This is a genomic window from Pseudomonas fuscovaginae SE-1 (genome assembly GCF_000364705.1).
Classification (GTDB): domain Bacteria; phylum Pseudomonadota; class Gammaproteobacteria; order Pseudomonadales; family Pseudomonadaceae; genus Aquipseudomonas; species Aquipseudomonas fuscovaginae_A.
Genome location: NZ_AQOH01000231.1, coordinates 1 through 22,015, shown reverse-complemented (window position 1 = coordinate 22,015; position 22,015 = coordinate 1). Strand labels below are relative to the sequence as shown.

The 22,015-nt window shown below is 64.8% G+C and carries 21 protein-coding genes; 17 read left to right on the top strand and 4 right to left on the bottom strand.

The window, feature by feature from the left end:
- The first annotated feature begins 160 nt into the window (after positions 1–160).
- The 6 genes from K675_RS0119845 to K675_RS0119820 all read left to right on the top strand — a co-directional run bounded on the left by K675_RS0119845 (position 161) and on the right by K675_RS0119820 (position 5,034).
- Positions 161–1,459 (top strand): NAD(P)/FAD-dependent oxidoreductase, encoded by a 1,299-nt coding sequence (locus K675_RS0119845; protein ID WP_017905227.1) that lies wholly within the window; start codon positions 161–163, stop codon positions 1,457–1,459.
- Between the two features lie 49 nt (positions 1,460–1,508).
- Positions 1,509–1,874: a cupin domain-containing protein gene (locus K675_RS0119840; RefSeq protein ID WP_017905226.1), complete on the top strand. Its 366-nt coding sequence runs from the start codon at positions 1,509–1,511 to the stop codon at positions 1,872–1,874.
- A 50-nt stretch (positions 1,875–1,924) separates the two neighbouring features.
- Positions 1,925–2,584, top strand: a complete 660-nt coding sequence (locus K675_RS0119835; RefSeq protein WP_017905225.1) for a helix-turn-helix transcriptional regulator — start codon at positions 1,925–1,927, stop codon at positions 2,582–2,584.
- A gap of 84 nt (positions 2,585–2,668) precedes the next feature.
- On the top strand, positions 2,669–3,493 hold the full coding sequence (locus K675_RS0119830; RefSeq protein ID WP_017905224.1) for a molybdenum cofactor biosynthesis F family protein: 825 nt from the start codon (positions 2,669–2,671) through the stop codon (positions 3,491–3,493).
- Positions 3,486–4,286: an SDR family NAD(P)-dependent oxidoreductase gene (locus K675_RS0119825; protein ID WP_017905223.1), complete on the top strand. Its 801-nt coding sequence runs from the start codon at positions 3,486–3,488 to the stop codon at positions 4,284–4,286. Before K675_RS0119830 ends, K675_RS0119825 begins: the two co-directional genes overlap by 8 nt.
- On the top strand, positions 4,279–5,034 hold the full coding sequence (locus K675_RS0119820; protein ID WP_017905222.1) for an SDR family oxidoreductase: 756 nt from the start codon (positions 4,279–4,281) through the stop codon (positions 5,032–5,034). Before K675_RS0119825 ends, K675_RS0119820 begins: the two co-directional genes overlap by 8 nt.
- Before the next feature lie 58 nt (positions 5,035–5,092).
- Here K675_RS0119820 and feaR read toward each other — a convergent pair whose 3' ends face one another.
- From feaR to K675_RS0119805, 3 genes are all read right to left on the bottom strand, one after another.
- Complete coding sequence (gene feaR, locus K675_RS0119815) at positions 5,093–6,055, bottom strand: transcriptional regulator FeaR (RefSeq protein ID WP_017905221.1); 963 nt, start codon at positions 6,053–6,055, stop codon at positions 5,093–5,095.
- Between the two features lie 122 nt (positions 6,056–6,177).
- Positions 6,178–6,759, bottom strand: coding sequence for a DUF3156 family protein (locus tag K675_RS0119810; RefSeq protein ID WP_026145368.1), 582 nt, complete (start codon positions 6,757–6,759; stop codon positions 6,178–6,180).
- Positions 6,740–8,239 (bottom strand): APC family permease, encoded by a 1,500-nt coding sequence (locus K675_RS0119805; RefSeq protein ID WP_017905219.1) that lies wholly within the window; start codon positions 8,237–8,239, stop codon positions 6,740–6,742. Before K675_RS0119805 ends, K675_RS0119810 begins: the two co-directional genes overlap by 20 nt.
- A 300-nt stretch (positions 8,240–8,539) precedes the next feature.
- Between K675_RS0119805 and K675_RS0119800 the strand changes: the two genes are divergently transcribed.
- The 11 genes from K675_RS0119800 (at position 8,540) to K675_RS0119750 (ending at position 20,399) form a co-directional block, all read left to right on the top strand.
- On the top strand, positions 8,540–9,868 hold the full coding sequence (locus K675_RS0119800) for an alginate export family protein (RefSeq protein WP_017905218.1): 1,329 nt from the start codon (positions 8,540–8,542) through the stop codon (positions 9,866–9,868).
- Between the two features lie 138 nt (positions 9,869–10,006).
- Entirely contained in the window at positions 10,007–11,494 is a 1,488-nt protein-coding gene (locus K675_RS0119795) for an aldehyde dehydrogenase family protein (RefSeq protein WP_017905217.1), read from the top strand.
- Between the two features lie 223 nt (positions 11,495–11,717).
- On the top strand, positions 11,718–12,791 hold the full coding sequence (locus K675_RS0119790) for a catalase family peroxidase (protein ID WP_017905216.1): 1,074 nt from the start codon (positions 11,718–11,720) through the stop codon (positions 12,789–12,791).
- Between the two features lie 2 nt (positions 12,792–12,793).
- Entirely contained in the window at positions 12,794–13,339 is a 546-nt protein-coding gene (locus tag K675_RS0119785) for a cytochrome b (RefSeq protein ID WP_017905215.1), read from the top strand.
- A 176-nt stretch (positions 13,340–13,515) separates the two neighbouring features.
- Positions 13,516–13,755, top strand: coding sequence for a helix-turn-helix transcriptional regulator (locus tag K675_RS0119780; protein WP_017905214.1), 240 nt, complete (start codon positions 13,516–13,518; stop codon positions 13,753–13,755).
- A gap of 195 nt (positions 13,756–13,950) precedes the next feature.
- Complete coding sequence (locus tag K675_RS0119775) at positions 13,951–15,267, top strand: lysine N(6)-hydroxylase/L-ornithine N(5)-oxygenase family protein (RefSeq protein ID WP_017905213.1); 1,317 nt, start codon at positions 13,951–13,953, stop codon at positions 15,265–15,267.
- A gap of 31 nt (positions 15,268–15,298) precedes the next feature.
- Complete coding sequence (locus K675_RS0119770; protein WP_017905212.1) at positions 15,299–16,501, top strand: MFS transporter; 1,203 nt, start codon at positions 15,299–15,301, stop codon at positions 16,499–16,501.
- A 34-nt stretch (positions 16,502–16,535) separates the two neighbouring features.
- Positions 16,536–17,315, top strand: a complete 780-nt coding sequence (locus K675_RS0119765) for a phytanoyl-CoA dioxygenase family protein (RefSeq protein WP_017905211.1) — start codon at positions 16,536–16,538, stop codon at positions 17,313–17,315.
- 19 nt (positions 17,316–17,334) lie between these two features.
- A complete protein-coding gene (locus tag K675_RS0119760; protein ID WP_026145366.1) occupies positions 17,335–17,664 on the top strand; it encodes a cupin domain-containing protein in 330 nt (109 codons plus the stop codon).
- 1 nt (position 17,665) lies between these two features.
- On the top strand, positions 17,666–19,246 hold the full coding sequence (locus K675_RS0119755; RefSeq protein ID WP_017905209.1) for a class I tRNA ligase family protein: 1,581 nt from the start codon (positions 17,666–17,668) through the stop codon (positions 19,244–19,246).
- Between the two features lie 16 nt (positions 19,247–19,262).
- Entirely contained in the window at positions 19,263–20,399 is a 1,137-nt protein-coding gene (locus tag K675_RS0119750; protein WP_017905208.1) for a PLP-dependent aminotransferase family protein, read from the top strand.
- Here K675_RS0119750 and K675_RS31065 read toward each other — a convergent pair.
- The gene (locus K675_RS31065) at positions 20,365–21,798 is read right to left on the bottom strand and encodes a PLP-dependent aminotransferase family protein (protein WP_037006897.1); all 1,434 of its coding nucleotides are present in this window, start codon (positions 21,796–21,798) and stop codon (positions 20,365–20,367) included. The genes K675_RS0119750 and K675_RS31065 overlap by 35 nt on opposite strands.
- Positions 21,799–22,015: the final 217 nt, after the last annotated feature.

The following is a 22,015-nucleotide window of genomic DNA, read 5'->3' as shown; positions in this document are numbered from 1 at the left end:
GGTTTTGTGACGGCCTTGCCAGCCCTGGCGCGCTGAATCAAAAAAACCGGCACAGAGAATCAAGACATCCGCCGCGCCAGGGCTCTTAATGGGAGCCATCGATGACAGAGTCTCCCGGACTCCCTGCCTTGAGTTTTCCTTCACTTTTTCAGGCTGCGCCATGATCAATATCGAAACGCCCACCTACTACACGGCCACCAAGAAATACAACCTCAGCTTCCCGACCCTGGAACAGGATGTGGAAGCCGACGTTGTCGTCATCGGCGGCGGTTTCTCCGGCATCAACACCGCCCTGGAGCTCGCCGAAAAAGGCATCACCAACATCGTCGTGCTGGAAGCCCGCTACCTGGGCTTTGGCGGCACCGGGCGCAACGGTGGGCAGATCATGGCCGGGATCGGCCACGACCTGGAAAAGATCAAGAAAGACGTGGGTGAAGACGGCCTGCGGCGGATCTTCGAGATCAGCGACCTGGGCGCCGACATCATCAAGGGCCGCATCGCCAAGTACGACATCGATGCCGACTTCTGCCACGGCTACGGCTACATGGGCTTCAACGCCCGCCAGGAAAAGACCCTGCGCGCCTGGGAAAAGGATTTCAAGTCGCTCAACAGCCAGCACGAGATCCGCTTTCTCGCCGGCTCCGAGGTCAGGCAGATCATCGGCTCCGACGCCTACAGCAGCGCCTTGCTGCACATGGGCGGTGGCCACGTGCACTCGTTGAACCTGCTGCTCGGCGAGGCCAAGGCGCTGGTCGGCCATGGCGCGCGGATTTTCGAGAACAGCCCGGCCCTGGAAGTGCGCTACGGCGAACAGATCACCGTGCGTACCGGGCGCGGCTCGGTCAAGGCCAGCAAGCTGCTGTGGGCCTGCGACAGCTTCCTCAACAAGCTGGAACCGGAACTGCACCGCTCGACCATCAACACCTACGCCTTCCAGATGATGACCGAGCCGTTGTCGGAGGAACTGATCCAGCGCATCAGCCCGATCCGCGGCGCCTACAGCGACATTCGCCCGGTGATCGACTACTACCGCGTCACCAATGAAAACCGCCTGCTGTTCGGCGCGGCCACGCCGCTGGTCGAGCACATCCCTCGCGACCTCAAGGCCTGGAACCGCAACCTGATGCTGAAAATCTTCCCGTACCTCAAGGACGTGAAGATCGACCTGGCCTGGGGCGGCCCGATGGCCTGCAGCCCGAACCTGTTTCCGCAGATCGGCACCCTGCCGGGTCGGCGCAACGCGTTCTATGTCCAGGGCTACTCCGGTTTCGGCGTGACCCCGAGCCACATCATCTGCAAGGTCCTGGCCGAGGGCATGAGCGAGGGCTCTGCACGCTACGACCTGGTCAGCTCGATCCCGCGTCCGACCATCATCGGCAAGGACCTGATTCGCCCGCTGCTACTGACCGGCGGCAAATCCTGGCACCAACTCTCGGGTTACTGGAACGGGCGTCGCTGATCGCCAAGGCGCCCTTCCCTTTCACTTTCACTCATCAGGAGCAACTGCCATGACCCTCACCACCGTCAAGAAAGATGTCCAACTGTCCGAACTCGATGCCTGGGGCACCGTGGCCGACCTCGGCTCGCAGATCCTCGAAGGCGAAGTCCGCGCCTTCGGCAAGATGACCTTCGGCGCACCGACCGACCCGGTCAGCAGCGCCTACTTCGGCACCACCCAGGGCAAGTTCCGCATGGTCTATCCTTTCGCCGAACAGGCGACAGTGGTCACCGGCGAAGTGATCCTGACCGACGAGAACAGCGGCCAGAGCAGCCGCTACAAGGCCGGTGACAGCTGGTTCGTGACCAAGGGCACCCCGGTGCTCTGGGAAGTCGTCAGCGAGAGCTTCGTCAAGCACTACTTCGCGGTCGCCTGATCACTGCGGCTGCCGGCGTCCCCGGCAGCCATCGTCGAGGCCGGGCAAGCATGAACAGCATTCCCCTCCAGGAAGTCGCGCAGCAGTGCCTGCACGCCTTCACCCAACTGGTCCCGGCCAGCCGTGCAGCCTTCTATCGCGTCGACCGCCAGCTGCAGGCCCGTGATTTCCGCCTGCAGGGCATGACCGGCGAGATGCACCGCGACTACCTCGACCACTACCGGCAGTTCGACCCGCTGCAACCGCGCAACTGCCTGTCCAGCGGCTTGACCGTCGTCCCGATCGAACTGGCCATGACACGCCAGCCCAGACGTGACAACCAGCGCTATCGCGATTTCCTGCAACGCCACGGCATCGTCGACGTGGTGGAGATCCTCGCCCACCGCGCCGGCCAGCCCCAGGCGGCGATTTCGCTGCTGCGCACCGTCGAACAGGGGGCCTTCAACAGCGAGCAACTGGCCCGCCTCGAAGCCCTGCAGTCACTCCTGCAGATGGCGGTCGCCAACCTGCAGCCCTGCGAAGACCCGCTGCTCGACCTGACCCCCAAGGAGCGGCAGATCGCCCACCTGCTGCGCCAGGGCGCCAGCAACAAGCAACTGGCCCAGGAGCTGGACGTCAGCCTGGCGACGGTCAAGACCCACCTGATCAATCTGTTCCGCAAGACCGGCGTCAGCAGCCGCACCGAACTGGTGGTCAGCCTGTTCCTGTAGCTCACTCAACCATCCGGTTGATAGGCGGGCAAAGCCGCCAGCGGCATGATCCGACAGGTCCATCCAACCAATCGGAGTCTCATCATGACCGCAAACAACAAAGACTGGATCACCGTGGGCGCCCTGGCCGACGGCTTTGCCCCGCAAGCCTTCATCTTGCCCAACCTGGCCGAGCTGGACGGCAAGACCTTCACCCTGCATTTCGCCAATGGCTGGCAGATCGAGCACCGCTTCGAGCGCGAAACCCTGTCATGGAGCGCCGCCGACGGTCACTCCAGCGGCACCGCCCACTACCGCGCGACCTCCGTGCGTCCCGGCCTGTACCTGGTGGACTTCATCAGGCACGAAGGCGGCCAGGCCTGGTCGATCAGCCTGGTACTCGACACCGCCCAAGCCGCCTTCACCGCCGTGATCGGCCGCATGCCGAGCGCCGAGCAGACCCGCGAGGGCCTCTACAGCCGCGCCCTGGCCGGCAAGGACCTGACCACGGTCGAGGCCGAGTTCCTTCATGGCAGCCTCGACCGCCCCTGGCAGGAAGGCCTCTGCCCGCATGCCCCGACCAGCGAACTGAGCGGCCTGCGCAACCATTACCGCTACAGCCCGAGCGAAGTCTACGAACACATTTATCTCAACGACCAGTTCTACACCTGGCAGTGCCTGGAAGGCGTGGAAAAGGGTCTGTGCGACACCGATCGCTGCCATTACTACAAGATCGCCGATGAGCTCTATCTCTTCGTCTGGCGTGAAAAGATCGTCCCGACCCTCGGCCTGTTGCTGATCGACCTGCAACAACACCGCAGCGACGGCAAGATCTTCGGTTATGCCGGTGCGGCCTTCGACGAGCTGTCGAACTTCCCGGTCAGCTCCTACTGCCAGGTCCTCAACCGCACGGAGTACCCCGATGCCTGAGCCACGGACCGTCGTCATCACCGGTGCCGGCACCGGCATTGGTGCGGCCTGTGCGCGGCTCTACGCCGCGCAGGGCGACAACCTGGTGCTGATCGGCCGGCGCCGCGAGCCGCTGGAGCAGGTCGCCGCAGAGACCGGCGGCCTGGTCCTGGTCGGCGATGCCGCCTGCCCGGATGCCTGGGAGGATTTCATCGCCCGCATCCGCCAACGCCATGCCCGCCTCGACGTGCTGCTGGCCTGTGCCGGCGGCCACGGCCTGGGTAGCGCCACCGAGACCACTCCGCCGGGCTGGCAGGCGGCATTGCGCAGCAACCTCGACAGCGCCTTCTACAGTGCCCGGGCCTGCCTGCCGCTGCTGCGGGAAACGGCCGGCAACATCGTCCTGATCGGCTCGATCGCCTCCCTGGCGGCGGGCCCGGAGGTTTGCGGCTACACCACGGCCAAGCACGCCCTGCTCGGCCTCAACCGCTCCCTGGCCAGGGACTACGGCCCCCACGCCGTGCGGGTGAATGCCGTGTGCCCGGGCTGGGTACGCACGCCAATGGCCGACCAGGAAATGCAGCCGCTGATGGACCGGTACGGCGAAACCCTGCAACAGGCCTATGACCGGGTCTGCGCCGACGTACCGCTGCGCCGCCCGGCCAGCGCCGAGGAGATCGCCCGGGTCTGCCGCTTCCTGGCGTCCGACGAGGCCTCGATCATCACCGGGGCGACCCTGGTCGCCGATGGCGGGTCGAACATCGTCGACGTGCCGACACTGGCCTTTGCCCACATGGAGCCCGCCCATGCCTGAAGACCTGGATTTCAGTGGTCGCCACGTGCTGGTCACCGGTGGCGCCCAGGGCATCGGCCGAGCGATTGTCGAGGCCTTCGCCCGACGTGGCGCTCAGGTGGTGATCGCCGACCTGCGCCTGGAGCAGGCCCGGACTCTGGCCAGCGAGTTGCGGACTAGGGCTTGCCAGGTCGAAGCCGTAGGCGTCGACCTGGCGGACGCCAGCGCGGTGTTCGAGCTGGTCGGGAAACTGGACCGGCTGGACACCCTGGTGCACAACGCCGGGTACTTCCCGCTGACCCCGTTCAGCGAGATCACCCCGGCTGTGCTTGAACGGACCCTGGCGGTCAATCTCTCGGCGCTGTTCTGGCTGACCCAGGCCGCGCTGCCGCTGTTCCGGCGCCAGGGCCAGGGCTGCGTGCTGGTCACCTCCTCGGTCACCGGACCCAGGGTGGCTTACCCTGGGCTGAGCCACTACGCGGCGTCCAAGGCCGGCGTAAACGGCTTCATCCGCAATGCGGCGCTGGAACTGGCCGCCGACAACGTCCGGGTCAACGGGGTCGAACCGGGCATGATCGCCACGCCGGCCATGGCCAACCTGGGCGATGCGCAACAGAACGAGGCGATCGCCAGCCGGGTGCCGCTGGGACGCTTGGGCCAGGCTTCGGACATTGCCTCGGCCATGCTGTTCCTGGCCTCGGACCTGGCCGCCTACATCACCGGACAGACCTTGGTGGTCGATGGAGGAGCGACCTTGCCGGAAGTCTGATCAAGTGCCTGCACAAACGCGAAAGGGGCTGAACAGCCCCTTTTTCATGTCCGCTCGATCAAGCCGCGCCCAACGCCTGCTGCAAGCGGGTGGAGCGGAAATCCTTGGGGGACAGCTCGAACTGCTTCTTGAACGAACGACTGAAGTGCGCCGAATCGGTGAAGCCCCACTTGTAGGCGATCGAGGTGATCGATTCGCTGCGCAACAGCGGGTTGATCAGGTCATCGGCACTGCGCTTGAGGCGGGCCCGCTGGATATAACGGCAAACACTGTCGTCCTGCTCCTCGAACAGCCGGTACAGGTGCCGCACCGAGATGTTCAGGCGATTGGCCAGGCCCGCCGGGCTCAGGCCGGGCTGGGTCAGCGACTCGTCGATGACTTTCTGCACATAACTGCGCAGGCTGCTGCCCTGCAATGGCGTGGCATCCTCGCCCAGCTCGCGGTCTTCCTCGAACGCCGAGCCGAGCAGTGACACGAACGCCGACTGCAAGGCCTCGCCTTCTGCCGCCACGCCTTCGCCCACCGAGGTGTCCTTGCACAACTGGTCCACCAGCACGTGCAGCATCCGCCCGCAGGCCTTGTTCGGAGAGATCTTGCCGAAGGTCCTGGACTGGCCGCCGAGTTGCCGGCAGACCTCGCTGCGCGACAACGACACCGAGACGTGTTCGATCAGGCCGAACGGACTGATCTCGATGGCCGCCGCCGAGTCCATCAACAGCAGGTCGCCGGGTGCCAGGCGGATGCTCTGGCCGTGCTGGGTGATCTGGCAATGACCGCCACGCTGGCTGACCAGGAAGCAATCCTGCTCGTTGTCGTGGTCGGCATTGGGCCGATCACGCTTGATCAGCCCGGCATTGGTACGCAAGGTCGCCAGCGGCAAGCCACCCCGGGAAAACTCGGACACCTCACCGATGAACAGCGCACGGTGGCAGGCCAGCTCCGTGTCGAAATGACCACAGGCGGCACGCAGGTCGCGGTTCCAGGTTTCCAGACCGTCTGGCACGGATTGATGGATGCTCATGGGGCTCTCCATGGTGGCTTTTTGTTTTTGTTGCGCAATAGTTAACATGTTATCTATATGGGCGCAACAAGTACGTGGATGCCCCCTGTACAAGCATCAAAGGTGCCAGGTCGGTGTCGGGATCAGAGCGAACGCAACAGTCGCTGCAGTTCGGCCAGTGCCTGGAACAGGCTGTCGCGCTGCTCGCGGCCAAGAGCGATGTAGCGCCGGAAGGCCGGCATGCGGTTGACCACCTCGCTGCCGCCCATGTGCTCCAGCCGTACGCACCACTGCCGTTCTTGCAGGTCGATGCGCAGGTGCTTGAAATCCAGCGGCATCAGCGCCTGGTACAAGGCACCGTCGTCCTGCAACCCCGCTTCCAGTCCGGCCAGCAGCGAACGCTCGCCGGAACGCTGCCGGCAGCGAATGCCCGTACGCCGAACGGCCCCGCCATGGTGCAACTCGAAGCTCGCCGTGCCCTCCCGCAAGGCAGGCACCCGCAACACGAACTCAGTCATGACCAGGTGCATGAACAACTGCGACTCGGTGCGCTCGACGACCTCCAGTTGCAGGTCATCGCCCAGGGCGATCCTCGCCGAGGTCGGCCCGTTCTGCTCGAAACCGGCCACGCCCAGGTTGCGGCGCAGGTGCTCCAGGGTCACCCCGGGACGATAACCGGTCGGCGCGCGACCGGCGCCGAACAGTTCAGACAGCTTTTGCAGCATGGTCGACATAACCGTCGTGAGCGTGTCCAGGTTCATTGGCGAACTCCTTGGCCAGCACCTCTTCCACCGATGCCGGCTTGAATGGATTGACCCGTTGCACCACCAGCGTCCAGAACAGCGCATAGGCGGCGGTGCCCCCCAGCATCACGCCGAACGGGATATAGATGTCCGCCGGGTTCATGCCCGGTGGCGTGATGAACCACATGCCCAGCAGGATACCGGCACTGGAGACGATCTGCGGCAGTGGGAACAGCGGCGAACGATAGGCCCGTGGCAGATCCGGGCGGCGAATCCGCAGGATCACCACCGACAGGGTCACCAGCAGGTAGGCGAAGCTCCAGGCACACACCGCGGCCAGCACCAGGTGCATGATGTTGTCGGTGTTGCCGCCCAGGTACAGCGCGTGCAGGCAGGGAATCAGCATCGCCACCAGAATGCACAGCAGCGGTGTCTTAAAGCGCGGGTGCAGGTAGGTGAACACCTTGGGCAAGGCGCCGTCGACCGCCATGCCGTAGAGGATGCGTGGCACCCCGGCCATCAGTGTATTGATGGTCGCCGCCCCGGCGAACAGGAAGCCCAGGCCCAGCCACAGCGGGCCGACCTGCCCCATCACCTGCTCGGCGAAGCGCGGAATCGCCATCGGCGTATCCAGCAGGTGCACGCCAGCGGTGGCGTCGAGCAGCACGTTGTCCACCTGACGCTTCATCGCCGCGCCATAGATGAACATGCAGGTAGCGACGCCGAGCAGGCCGAGGATCATTGCCCGCGGCATGACCCTGGCCGAGTTGCGCAGGTCCGGTGCCAGCGGCGTGACGAACTCGCAACCGACGAACATGAACATCGCCATGCCCACCAGCGACAACACCGTCACCGGGTCGGTGCCCACCAGCGACGCGCCGAACCAGCCGTCGAGCCGGACCGCCGGGGCGGCGATCAGGCCCAGCACGCCGAACACCATCAGGGTGGTCCACATGCCGAACGTGAGGATGATCTCGGCCTTGCCGAACACGCTGACGCCGAAGGCGTTGAGGATGCCGAAGACGACGACGAAGCCCACCCCCAGCAGCCAGGAACCGCCGGCCGATTCGGCCAGGGTATTGAGGTGCTCGAAGTTCACCAGGGCCATGACACCGGAGAGAATGGTCTCCGCGGTACCGGCAAAGACATGGACGATCAGGTACGCCGACAGGGTCCCGGTGATCGCGAAGAACCGGCCCATGCCGCAGTTGATGTAGTCGTAGACCGAGCCGGTGGTCGGCAGCACCGACGCGGCCTCGGCGAAGGTGGTCGCCTGGGCCAGCATCATCACCACGGCGATCAGGATCGCCACCGCGAAGGTACCGCCACCAATACCGAAGCCCATGGTCGCGGTGAGAATGACCGGGCTGGCCATGATCAGGCCGATGGTGCTGGCAAGCGCGGTGGGAAAACCGACCGTGCCACGTTGCAAGTGCTCGGTGAGTCTGTCGTTGATCGACATGGTGCAGATCCTCGAAAGCGAATTGTTATTGTGTATTTCGCGAACCGTTCGAGGAGTCGGCGATCACTCCTCCCTGCCTGTCCCTGAGCAAACGGCGCCTTGTACCCAGGCACTGTGCGCCCCTCCCACCCCGACCGTCTTGCCCCTGTCTGCCGCCGGTTTTGTTGCTGCCTGCCAGGGCCCGACGCCTGGCCGCCAGGATCAATTATCTGGCACGCAGATCAAAGACTTTGCCGATCCCGGTCGCCCTAATGCGCACTCGATTCATTGAGCTGTCCAACAAGACCGGGGAAAACAATAATGAAGCAAACACCGAAAACACGGTCGCTGTCCAAGGCCGTCGGCCTGGGTATGGCGCTGCTGCTCGTCGACTCGTCGGCCAGGGCCGTTGAGCTGTATGCCGATGGCGACACCAAGGTCACCGGCAACTTCCTGGCAGTCTACGGGATGTTCAACAGCCGCAAGAACTACGACGGCCGAAGCGGTGGATCCAGTTGGCGCGAGGGCTTCATCAAGTATGGCCTGAGCCTCGACCAGACGCTGGGCAACCTGGGCAGCGCCTATGGCACGGCCAACCTGGTCAGTTCCGGGACCTGGGGCGACGGCGATCCGGCCGGCCTGAGCACCGGCACCGAGCGCACCACCAGGTTCGACGAGGCCTTTGCCGGCTGGCGCTCGGGGGACCTGTTCCCGATGCTCGGCAAAGATGGCGTGGACGTCTCGTTCGGCCGCCAGATCATCACCCTGGGTGACGGTTTCATCATCAACGACGACGGCCTGAACTTCGGCAAGGGTCCGGCCGACGGCGCACTCAATCGCGGCGGTGCCTACTACCTGGCGGCACGCCATGCCTTCGACCAGACGGCCGTCCTGCGCCTGGGCGGCAAAGAAGGCGTGCACGGCAGTGTGATGTGGATCAAGTCCGACAACCGTGCCCAGGCCAAGACCGAAATGGCCGCCGGCACCCTGGAGTACACCGCCGCCCCTGGCACCCTGGGGCTGACCTACATTCACGGCATCGGCGTCGACGACCGTTATGCCAGCGACTTCCAGAAACAGCGCGAGGGCATGAACATCTACAGCCTGCGCGGTGCCGGCAACGCCGGTATCGAGCACGCCCACTTCGGCTTCGAGTACGCCTGGCAGGACAAGGATGCCGGTGCGCAAAAGGCCTGGTACACCGAGGCCGGCTACACCTTCACCGACCTGCCCTGGTCGCCGGACCTGACCTACCGCTACAGCCGCTATTCCAGGAACTGGGACTCGATGTTCAACGGGCTCAGCCGCGGCTACGGCACCTGGTTTCAGGGCGAGGTGACCGGCAACTACGCCGGGCCGTTCAACACCAACACGGCGATCCAGCATGTGGCGCTCAAGGTCAAGCCGCTGGAGCCGCTGACCCTCGGCGTGCTGTTCTTCGACTACAAGACCCTGCACAAGCAGGATGCCCTGAACCTGGACGGCCGCGAGCTGGACCTGTACGCCGAATGGGCGGTGAACGAACACCTGATCGTCACCCCGCTGCTGGGCCTGTACAAGCCGGACAAGGACGCCAGCAACGGCGGCAACCAGGTCGGCGGCAACGGCACCAACGTCTACAGCCAGGTCACTGTCGCCGTACCGTTCTGATCCCCCTCGCGGGAGCGGCCTGCATCGCTCCCCTGCCGCCCGGCAGCCACAGTCAAGCTGTCGGGCAGGCACAGTCAAGCCAACCCGGCGATCCTTGAATACCCTCGGGCTTTTCCGCTGCCGCCCTCAGGAAAACCCATGAGCGATATCACGCTGCTGCCCCAAGTCGAAGCCTTCCTGCGTCGAAGCCCTGCCCTGTTCATCGACGGTGTTGCCGTCCCGAGCCATTCCAGCCGGACGCTGGAGGTGATCAACCCGGCCACCGACCAGGTGATCGCCCGGGTGGCCGATGCCGACCAGGCCGATATCGACGCCGCCGTGGAGTCGGCCCGGCGCGGCTTCCGGCAGTGGTCGCAGGCCGCTCCGGCGCAGCGCGGCAATGTACTGCTGAAACTGGCCGACCTGCTGGAGCGCCACCGTGACGAACTGGCGCAGATCGAGACCCTGCAGTCGGGCAAGATCATCCAGATCGCACGGGTCTTCGAGGTCGACCAGGCCGCGCACTTCCTGCGCTACTACGCCGGCTGGGCCACCAAGATCAGCGGCCAGACCATCACCCCGTCGCTGCCCTCCTTCGCTGGCGAACGCTACAGCGCCTTCACCCTGCGTGAGCCGGTCGGCGTGGTGGTCGGCATCGTGCCGTGGAATTTCTCGACCATGATCGCTATCTGGAAGCTCGCCTCGGCACTGGTGACCGGTTGCAGCATCATCATCAAGCCCAGCGAGTTCACCCCGCTGACCATCCTGCGCATCGCCGAGCTGGCAATCGAGGCCGGCCTGCCGGCGGGCGCGCTGAACGTCGTGACCGGTGCTGGCCTGGTGGGAAAGAACCTGATCGAACATCCGGGCACCGACAAGGTGTCGTTCACCGGCTCGGTGCCAACCGGCATCGCGGTCGGCCAGACGGCCATGGGCGCCAACCTGACCCGCGCCACCCTGGAGCTGGGTGGCAAGAACTCGGCCGGCTTCCTGCGCGACGTCGACCTGGACAAGGCGGTCAACGGCATCATCGAGGCCGGCTTCCTGCACTCCGGGCAGATCTGCGCCGCCGCCGAGCGCTTCTTCGTGCACCGCTCGCAGATCGAACCGATCATGGACAAGCTGTCGCGGCGCCTGGGCCAGTTGAATATCGGCTCGCCGCTCGATGAGCGCACCGAATTCGGCCCGGTCACCCACCGCCAGCACCAGCTCAAGCTCGAAGGCTTCTTCGCCAAGGCGCGCGCCGAGAACAACAGCATCATCCACGGCGGCAAGCTGATCGAGCGGCCCGGCTGCTATGTGGAGCCCACCGTGATCCTCGCCAACAGCGTTAACGACACCCTGCTCAACGAGGAAACCTTCGGCCCGATCGCCACCTTCTTTCCCTACGACACCGAGGAAGAACTGCTGGAACTGATGAACAACACCCCCTACGGCCTCAGCGCCAGCCTCTGGACCCACGATCTGGGCAAGGCCCTGCGCATGATCCCGGCCATCAACGCCGGCACGGTCTGGGTGAACATGCACACCCTGCTCGACCCGGCGGTGCCGTTTGGCGGCAGCAAGGCCTCCGGTATCGGACGCGAGTTCGGCGATGCGTTCATCGAGGACTACACCAAGCTCAAGTCGGTGATGATTCGCTACTGATCCACGGTGCGCGCACTTCCCGAATGCCATCCAGGGACTCCTGAAACCGCGGAGCCCCCTGGCATGCTCATGAAAACCTTCACGAAAATGTTAACTCCAGCGAGGCCCCGGCAACGTAACAGCCCTATATCATCGCTCCCTGGAACGCTGGAACCCGTCCTGGATCGCCCCCTTTCGCCAGGCCGGCTCCGGCACATCCGCCATAAGCGCAATGGAACGAGCGATGTCAAAACTGCAGATCAATTCGAAACGCACCTGGCTGGCGTCTGTCGCGATCATCGGGATTGCCGCGACGCTGACCGCTGCGTTCGCCTGGACCGCCGGCTGGATCGGCACGCGTCCCACCAGCAAGGGCCTGGTCGCCCAGACACCCCCGTCCTTTCCTCCCGGATTTCGCCGTGCCCATGGCAAGGGCATGTGTTTTGCCGGTACGTTCAGAAGCAGCCAGGAGGCGCGCACCTTGTCCAAGGCGCGGGTCTTCACCCAGGCGCAAGTGCCCGTCATCGGCCGCTTCTCGATTGGCGCGGGCAACCCGCACGCCGCCGACAACTCGACCGGCACGGTGAGCATGGCGTTGCTGCTGACCACTGACGACCAGCAGCAATGGCGCCTGGCGCTGAACAACCAGCCGTACTTCGCCACACGCAACGCCGAGGGATTTGCCGATATGCTCAAGGCGACCGCCGTCGACCCGGCGACCGGCCAGCCAAACCCGGAGCGCCTGACAACGTTTCTGAAACAGTACCCGGAGGCGGAGAAATTCCTCGCATGGCGCGCACAGGCCCCGGCCCCCGGCAGCTTCGCGGGTGTGGAGTTCTTCGGCATCAATGCCTTCCATCTGGTCGATGCCCAGGGGCAACGGCAGGCGACACGCTGGTCGATGCGTTCGCGCGTGCCGTTCCAGCCGCTGCCCAACGAACAGCGACCAGCGGCGGCCCATGACTTCCTGTTCGACGACCTGCGCCAGAAGCTGGCGCAACAGCCGCTGTACTGGGACCTGGTGCTGCAACTGGCCCAACCTGGCGACCCGATCGACGATCCCTCACGGCCCTGGCCGCCAGAGCGCAGGCAAATCATCGCCGGCACGCTGGAAGTCATTCAAGTCACCGACCAGGCCACCGGTGCCTGCCGCGACGTCAACTATGACCCATCGATCGTGCCGGCGGGCATCGAGCCCTCGAATGACCCCGTGCTCAGTGCCCGCTCGGGCGCCTACTCGCACTCGTTCAACCTGCGGGTGGGCGAGATCGGTCATGGCCAGGCCAGCGAAGCCATCGGCAAGCAGGAGGAACAGTGAAAATGAAGGACTCCACTCGGCATTTCAACGGCCTTGCACGTTGGCTGCATTGGTTGATGGCCAGCATGATCCTGGCCATGCTGTTCATCGGAGTGGGCATGACGACATCCCTGAACTATCGGATCTGGCTGATCGACCTGCACCGCCCGCTCGGCATCGCCATCCTGGTGCTGGCCATCATCCGTCTGGCCAACCGCTGGCGTCATCCGCCACCGCCCCTGCCGGCCAGCCTGCCCCGCTGGCAACAATGGGCGGCGCTCGCCTCACATGCCTTTCTATACACGCTGATGCTGGGGCTGCCGGTGCTTGGCTGGGCGCTGCTGTCGGCCGGCGGCTATCCGATCGTGCTGATCGAGGGATTCAACCTGCCCGCGATCCTGCCGGCCAATCCCGTGTCCTATGCCTGGCTGCGCGACGCGCACGGATGGCTGGCCTGGTTGCTGTACTTCGTCGTGGTGGGACATCTCTCGGCGGCCCTGGCGCACGGCTGGATCTATCGGGATGGGGTGTTCTCCAGCATGGCCCGGGGTGCGGGGCATTCCGACTGACGGGGATGGTTTCACCTGGGTGAAGCCGGCGCGCTCGAGGACTGCCGCTGAATGTCCACCGCCCAGGAGATCCGCGCCCCGCATGGGCACCAGTGTTGATACCATTGCCGGTATCCACCTCAGGTCCATGCCCCGCGCTGGCTGACCTGACCCATGCACCTGCCTGCGAGACTCCCATGACGGATGAAACCCTGCGCCGCTCGGTCGAAGGCGCCTCACCGGCCCGCCTGCGCTTCGCCCAGAAACTCAAGCAGGCCCGCCGGGCCGCCGGGTTGACCCAGGCCGACGTGATGAGTCGCTCCGGCGTGCAGCGCACCACGCTCTCGGACATCGAGCAAGGCAAGCACAACGTCACCATCGACATGATGGACCGCCTCGCGAACGCGGTCGGCTATCCCCTGGCCGAACTGCTCTAACCCCTCCCCATCCTGCCCGACATGAAAAGTGCCAACGACGCTTGCAACGACAAAATGTCGGATATATCCTACATTTGAGTTGGCTGATCCCCCATGCCAACCGTAGCGTATAGGTGCGTCATGCCGATCGGCAGGCCCGTCAGGACAGGACGGCCGGATGCATTCACCATTGATTCGCAGGGCGGCGAGCAATTAATGAAAACATACGACCTCATCGGTATCGGCATCGGTCCCTTCAATCTCAGTCTCGCCGCATTGGCGGAACCGACCGGCCTGGACACACTGTTCCTGGACAAGCGGGACACCTTTGCCTGGCATCCCGGCATGCTGCTGCCCAATGGCCAATTGCAGGTTTCACCGCTCAAGGACTGCGTGACCCTGGCCGCTCCGACCAGCCGCTACTCCTTCCTCAATTACCTGGCGGAACACCGGCGGCTCTACAGCTTCATCAACAAGGGCGGCGTCTCGACATCGCGCAAGGAATTCGCCGACTACTACGGCTGGGTCGCCCGGCAGCTCTCCAACCTGCGGTTCTCCGAGGAAGTGCTGGATGTGCTCGAATCGGCCGAGAGCTATGAAATCGTCACCACCGAACGGCGCTACCGCGCACGGGCCATCGCCATCGGTGTCGGGATCACCCCGCGCATCCCCGAGTGCGCCCGTCCCTGGCTCGGCAACCACATCTATCACGTGGCGGACCTGCTGCACCGCGAGCCGATCCAGCCTGGCGAGCAGGTGCTGGTGGTCGGGGGTGGACAAAGCGGCGCGGAAACCGTCGAGCAGTTGCTGGGCAACCCCTCGCTGGCCGCGCTGACCTGGGTCACGTCTCGGGCGAACCTGTTCGCCATGGATGACAACGCATTCGTCAACGAGGCCTTCTGCCCCGCCTATAACCAGCGCTTCCAGAGCCTGAGCCTGGCCCAGCGCAGCCACTCGGTGCAGCAGGAGCGGCTGACCAGCGACGGCATCTCGGCCGACCTGTGCAACCGGCTGTACGCACAACTCTATGAACGCCGCGTCGGCCAGGATAACCATCACGCCATCGACATCCTGCAGTCCGCGGCGCTCGACGGGCTGGAGCCGGATGGCCGGCGCTGGCGCGCGCGGCTCAGGTCGCTGGACAGCGGGCGGCAACGCACCCTCGTGGTCGACCGGGTGATTCTCGCCACCGGTTTTCAACCGCGCCCCCAGCCCTATGTCGACGCCTTGCTGGCCAAGGCCCAGCGCGACGGCGGTCTGCCGCTGATCGACGGCAGTTACGCCGTGCAGTTCGCCACGCCGATGCCGGGGCCGGTCTATCTGCAGAACCGCAGCGTGGTCCAGCACGGACTGCAGTCGGTGAACCTGTCGATGGTGGCCTACCGCAACAGCCGCATTCTCAACGACCTGCTCGGCTACGAACACTTCCAGGCCGAACCGGACACGCCGATGTTCAGCCACATCGACGCGCTGGCCGAAGCACCGGCCCGTCATCCGGAGCCCCGACACGCCCTCAGCCTCGTGCAGTACTGAGTTGCCGCCCACACCGCCAGAGCACCGTGCCATGCCCGAACTATCAGAGCCGCTACCCGACCGGCTGCCACCCTCCGCGTTCCTGCCGTTCCTGATCGCGGGCGTGATCATCGCCGGGGCCTACGGGTCGAGCTTCCTGCTGCCGGAATACCTGCAGGCCATGGCGTTCGACAACGCCACGGTCGGCCGGGTGATTTCCACCGGGATGATCACCACCGTCCTGTGCTGCTGCCTGGCCGGCTGGGCGGCGCAGCGCATCGGAGTGATGGGCAGCATCGGCGTCGCCTGCGTCGCGATGGCCCTGGCCATGTTCGCCTTCGCCTGCGTGCCGCTGCTGCCGGCCGCGGCGTATCCGGGCGGGCTTTTGCTGGGGGTGGGCTGGTCGGTGTTCTACATTCTGGCGCCCTTGCAGATCATCCATCACCTGCGTCCCGCCGCTCGCCTGCAGTACTTCACGATCATGTCCGGAGCGCAGATGGCCGGGCTCGGCCTGACCACGCCGCTGGGCCACCTGGTGGTCGGGGCCAGTGCCAGCTACAGCCTGTTCTATGTGCTGCTGGGCGTCGTCTGCCTGGTCTCGGCCCTGTGCGTGGTGCTGGCCCGTCGGGCCATGATCGACCTGCCAAGAGCCGCGACCCGCCAGGTCTCATTGCGCATCGTCGACCTCAAGGCCCTGCTGGGCAGCCGCGCGGCTCTGCCGATTGCGATGATCGTCCTGGGTGCCTGCATCTTTTCCGGACTGTCCACCTACCAGGCCAGCTACGCGCAGATGCGCCAGCTCAAGGCGGACAACTTCTTCATCACCTTCACCCTGACCAGCGTGCTGCTGCGCTTCTCGGTAGCCCGCTCGATCGGTCGCCTGCCGCTGCAACGCCTGGCGATCGGCCTGTTCCTGTTCACCAGCCTGTCGCTGGGGCTGTTCCTGCTCAACGACGGCAGCACGCTGATCTACCTGCTGGCGACGGTGGTCTTCGCCATCGGCTACGGCTTGAGCTACTCGACGCTCAACAGCCTGGCGGTCAACGAGGCGGAAGCCAACGGCCTGTCGCCGGCGGTCACCTCGCAGGTCTTCACCCTGGGTTACTTCATCGGCTTGTTCGGGTTCCCGTCAATCGGCGGCGCGATCATGAGTCGCTGGGGCGTCGATTGGGTACTGGCGTGCCTGCTCGTGGCCGCGCTGGCCAATCTGGTCCTGATGGCGAGCACCCGCGCCAGCAAGATGCTGGCGGTTTGAAAACTGGTCAATCACACGTAAAGGAGTAGCGTTGATGTTGTCTGAAGCTCAAAAAAACCAGTGGCATGAAGAGGGCTACCTCAGGCTGGAAGGCTTTTTCCCGCCCGAGGACCTGGCGCGGCTTTCCGAGTTCACCAACGAAGTCAGCCACTGGGACATCAGCGACGATCGCTGGATGATGTGGTTCGAGAAGACCGACAAGGGCGAGCGCATCACCTCCAAGGTGGAGAACTTCATCGAATTCCATCCCGGTCTCCAGCAGGTGCTGCTGCAGGACGAGCGCATCACCCGCACCGTCGAACACCTGCTCGACGAGAAGACCCGCCGCCTCAAGGAACTGCTGATCTTCAAGTACCCCGACAGCGGGGGGTTCCGTCCGCACCAGGACATCTACCACATCCCGCACAAGCTCAAGGAGCGCATGGTCCATGCCGTGGTCGCGGTCGCCATCGACGACGCCGATGCCAGCAACGGCGGCCTGTTCTTCAGCCCCGGCCAGCACAAGCGGGGCGTGTTCCCCATGGACGAAGGCGGGGTGATCCTGCCGGAAGTCGCCGAGCAGTTCAGTTGGAAGGAAACCCCGTGGCGCGCCGGCGACATCTTCATCTTCGATGACTATGCCCCGCACTACTCGCTGCCCAACAAGAGCGATCGTTCCCGTCGCACCCTGTACCTGGTGTACCAGCGCGCCTCGACGGGCGGCCCGACCCGTGACGAATACAACGCCATGAAACGCGCCTACAACCCGCCGGAAGGCCGTGTTTCCGATCTCGACAACCTCAAGCCGTCCAACGGCATTTTCTACCGCGATTGAGTGACTGCACGAGGCCGCCATGCATGTAAAGCCGATTGAGCCGCGGATGATGCGCCCGGAGTACGGCGTACTGGTCTGCCGCCTGCTGGACCACCTGCCCGCCACCCTGAGCCCGGAGTTCGGCATGTCGATCGTCGAGGTCGAACCGGGTGGCGCGGTCGACCTGCACTCGCATCATGAGCACGAGTTATGGGTGCTGATGGAAGGCGAAGGCATCTTCCAGGAGCAGGAACGGCAGATGCCGGTGGCCGGCTCCATGCTCTTCTACATGAAGCCGCACATACCGCACTCCATTCGCAACACACATTCACAACAGCCGCTGAAGTTCCTGGCCGTCTGGTGGGATTAACATGACCGACACACAAAAAACCTATTTCGTCTGTCCCGCGCCGCCGTGCCCCAACGGCAAGCTGCACCTGGGGCATATCGCCGGCGTCTACCTGCTGACCGATATCTACGTACGCTTCCAGCGCCTGGCCGGACATCGGGCCTTCCACATCACCGGCTCCGACGAACACGGCACCTACACCCTGGTCAAGGCGCAGAAGCTGCAACGACCGGTGGACGAGGTCGCGCAAATGCACAACCGCGAGATCCTCGCCTGCCTCGGCGCGCTGGGCATCGAGCCCGACGAGTTCGTCCGCACCAGCAGTGCCGATCACATCGACAACAGCCTGGCCATCTACCGGGCGCTCAAGGACAACGGCTACATCACCTTCAAGGACGGCGTGCAGCTGTATTGCGAGGCCTGCGCCGAGTTCGCCGCCGACTCGCTGGCCAGCGGCATCTGCCCGGACTGCTCGGCCCCGACCGACAGCAACCTGTGCGAGAACTGCGGCCTGGCCGTGCCTCATGCACGCCTGAAGCAGCCGCGCCACGCGCCCTGCTCGGGACCGCTGACCCTCAGGCCGATCCGCCAGGCCCACCTGGATACCGAGAAACTGGCGCCGGCCCTGCAACGGGCGATCGGCGACAGCCAGTGGCCGGCGACCATCAAGGACCTCGAACTGACCTGGCTGCGCGAGACCCTGCGCAGCCTGCCGATGTCCCGGCATTTCGAGCGCGGCGTCGTCCTCGACGAGCCCGAGGCGGTGGCCGGGCAGACCCTGCTGACCTGGTTCGAGGGCCTGTGGTGCTTCGATACCGGCATCCACAGGCGCTGTGCACGTGAAGGGCTCGACTACCAGCAGACAATGAGCAGCCCGGACACCCGCGTGGTGTTTTTCATGGGCCAGGACAACCGCTTCTACTACACCGTGGGCGTCACGGCGAGCTTGCTGGGCCGGGGCTTGCCCGCCCCGTACAACCAGAGCATCCAGGATTTCTCGACCCTCGAGGGTTCGAAGTTCTCCACCAGCCGCGATCATGTGATCTGGGCCGATGAAGTGGCCGAGGTGATCGACCCGAACATCCTGCGCCTGTACCTGGCGAGCATCGCCAAGCCCTTCGGCAACCAGGACAACGCGTTCGAACTCGAGGGTCTGATGGCCGCGGCACGCAAGCTGCACGTCTGGGAAGCGTCCTTGCGGGCCCATGCCGATGAGGCCCGCCAGGTGGTCGACGAACCCCTGCCGCCGTACCTGGCCGAACAGCTCGCGCGTTACACCGCCGCAATGAACGGGCTGGCCTTCTGGGATGCACTGCGGGCAATCGACGAATTCCTGGCCAACGCCGACATCACCCTCGCCTCGCCCCGCTGGCAGGCCGGCCAGGTATCGGCCCTACTGGGCATGCTCGCGCCCTTCATCCCGGACTGGGTACAACGCTACGCCACGCTGTACTTCGGCCCGGACTGGGCCCCGGCGAGCCCAGCACTGTCGCTGCCGGCGCTGCCACTGCCGGCAGCGGCGTTCCCGATGATCGAGGCGCAGATCCCCGACCATTACATCCGCGCATACAAGCAACGCTTCCGCGCCGCCACCACCGCCTGAGGTCGAGGAGAGCCCCATGTATTCGTCACGCAGTCAGCGCGCCAGCCAGTTCGGTGCGTTCGATTACTCAGCGACCAAGCAGGTCATCAACTTCGCTATCGGCCTGCCCGATCCACAGACCTTCGCCGGTGTTCCACTGCCGGCGTCGCCGCTGCCTGACAACGGCGTCGGCCTCGCCGACCTGCTGCAGTACACCGACTCCCTGGGGCTTCCCGAACTGCGCCAGTCCATTGCCCGGCGCCATGAGGTGGCCGTGGAGCAGGTCCAGGTGACCGCCGGGGCCTCCCAGGCCCTGACATTGCTGGCCGACCTGCTGATCGACCCGGGCGATATCGTCCTGACCGAAGACCCCGGCTATCTCGGCGCCCTGCGGATCTTTTCGGTGGCCGGGGCGAAGATCATCCAATTGGGCATGGACCGTGACGGGGTCAACCTCGATGAGCTGGCCCACGCCTTGAAGAACGCCAGCGGCAAGGTGGCGCTGTATTACACCTCGCCAGTCTTCCACAACCCGACGGGCTGCTGCTTTTCCATCGAGCGCATGCAGGCCGTGGCGCAGTTGCTGAGCCTGCACCAGGTGCCGCTGATCCAGGACCTGGTCTACCGCGAACTGCCGTACCAAGCCGTGCGCCCGGAGGTCCTGCCGGCCGGCCAGGGGGTGATCAACATACACAGTTGCTCGAAAATCGCCGGGGCAGGCTTGCGGGTCGGCTGGGTGCTGGCAGAGCCCGGCGTCATCCAGGGCCTGGCGCAACTCAAGCTCGATGGCGGGGTCAGCCCGCTGGTCAGCAACCTGGTGTTGAGCCTGCTGCACAACGAGGCGTTCGACTCGCACATCGAAGACCTGCGCGAACACTACCGGACCCGGCGCGACCTGATGGCCAGCCTGCTGAAATCCTGCACGTTCTGCGTACAGGATTACCTGGTACCGACCGGAGGTTTCTCGTTCTGGGTCAGGATCGCCGACGACGTCGAGCCGGCAGCCCTCATCGACAAGGCCCGGGAACTGGGCAACGTACGCCTGTCCAATGGCATCCACAATGGTCCGCAGTCGCGGCGCAACGTTCGCCTGTGCTTCAGCTACCTGTCGCCCGCACAGATGCGCCAGGGCCTGCAGATCATCGAGGAGGCGTACCGCTCCCTGCGGCCTTGAAGGTCTCGCCCGGATGCCGCTCGCGCTCGGCCGCCAGGCGCTGGAAAAACGCCAGGGCGCGCGGATCGCCGGCGTAGGCGACATTGATACGGATCCAGTCGCTGCGCTGGCCGTCCAGGTGGTAGGCGTCGCCGCTGGACAGCATCACATCGCAGGCAGCCGCAAGGGTATTGAGCTGGGCAAAGCTGAACGGCGCGCAGCGCGCCCAGACGAACATCCCGCCCACCGGCTCGGAGAAGGTCTCCCAGCCATGGTCCTCCAGGCGCTTGAGGGTCTGGGCCATGGCCTTGTCCAGGCGATCACGCAAGCGTTGCACCAGCTTGCGGTAGGCACCATTGCCAAGCAGCGTGGCGACCACACTCTCGACGAACCTCGAGGTGCCCATGCTCGTCACCGACTTGAGCTGGGCCAGGCGCCGCACCCGCTCCGCGCTGGACACCAGGTAACCGACCCGCAACGACCCGCTCAGGGTCTTGGAAAAGCTGGCGACATAGATCACCCGATTCTGCGAGTCCAGGCTGGCCAGGCGTGTGCAGGAACCGTTGTGCAGGTCGGCGTAGGTATCGTCCTCGATGATCTGGAAATCGTGGATTTCCGCCAGTTGCAACAGCCGATGGGCGATCGCCGGACGCAGCGAGGTGCCGGTGGGATTGTGGTACATGCTGTTGATGAACAGGCAGCGCGGTCGATGGCATTGCAACAGCGCCTCGAGCTGGCGGATATCCGGTCCATCCTGCTCACGCGGCACGCTCAGCATGCGGATGCCGCTGGCTTGCAGCAGATTGAACAGATTCGGGTAGCCGGGGGATTCGACCACCACGCAGTCCCCCGGCTTGAGCAGGCTCCTGACCAGCAGGTCCATGGCGTGGCTGACCCCCTGGGTGGTGAGGATCTGCTCGTGGCCGACCCGCACGTCCATCCGTTCGAGGCGCTTGTGGATCTGCTGGCGCAGCAGCGGCAACCCCAGGGGCGCACCGTAGCTGAACAAGCTGTCGGGATCGGTGCGCGTCACCTGGCGAATGGCGAAGCCGATGGTCTGGGGCTCGCGCCAGTCTTCGGGAATCCAGCCGCAGCAGAGGTTCAGCCGGTTGCTGCAGGACTGGGTCAGCGGCTGCCAGTGTGCATCGTTGATCTTGTGCACATCCGGCGCGTCGGCACTCTCCGTGGCGAACTGCTCGGTGAGGAAAAAGCCCTTGCCCTGGCGCGACTCCAGAATCCCCATCGACACCAGTCGGTCATAGGCTTCGATGACCCGCGAATGACTGACCTGCTTCTCCCGCGCCAGTTGACGGATCGACGGCAGGCGCGTGCCCGGGCGAATCCGCTGGACCTCAATCCACTGGCAGATGCCGTTGACCAGTTGCTGCGTCAGGGAAAGCCCATCGTCCTTGCTCACCATGAAGTCTTTCACAGGGACATCCACTGTTCGGTCTTGTCAGGAGAACAGTTAATCATAAAAGGGCCGGAACTGTTACTTGTTGTGTCCCAGAACAACGCCGATAGTGGGCCCTGCCACAGCTTGCACAAGAACGATAAACAGGGAGTTTCCAGTGGGACATGCAGAGGTTTCGATGCTTGAAGCAAGCGCAGAACAGTTGAGCGGACCGACGTCGAAC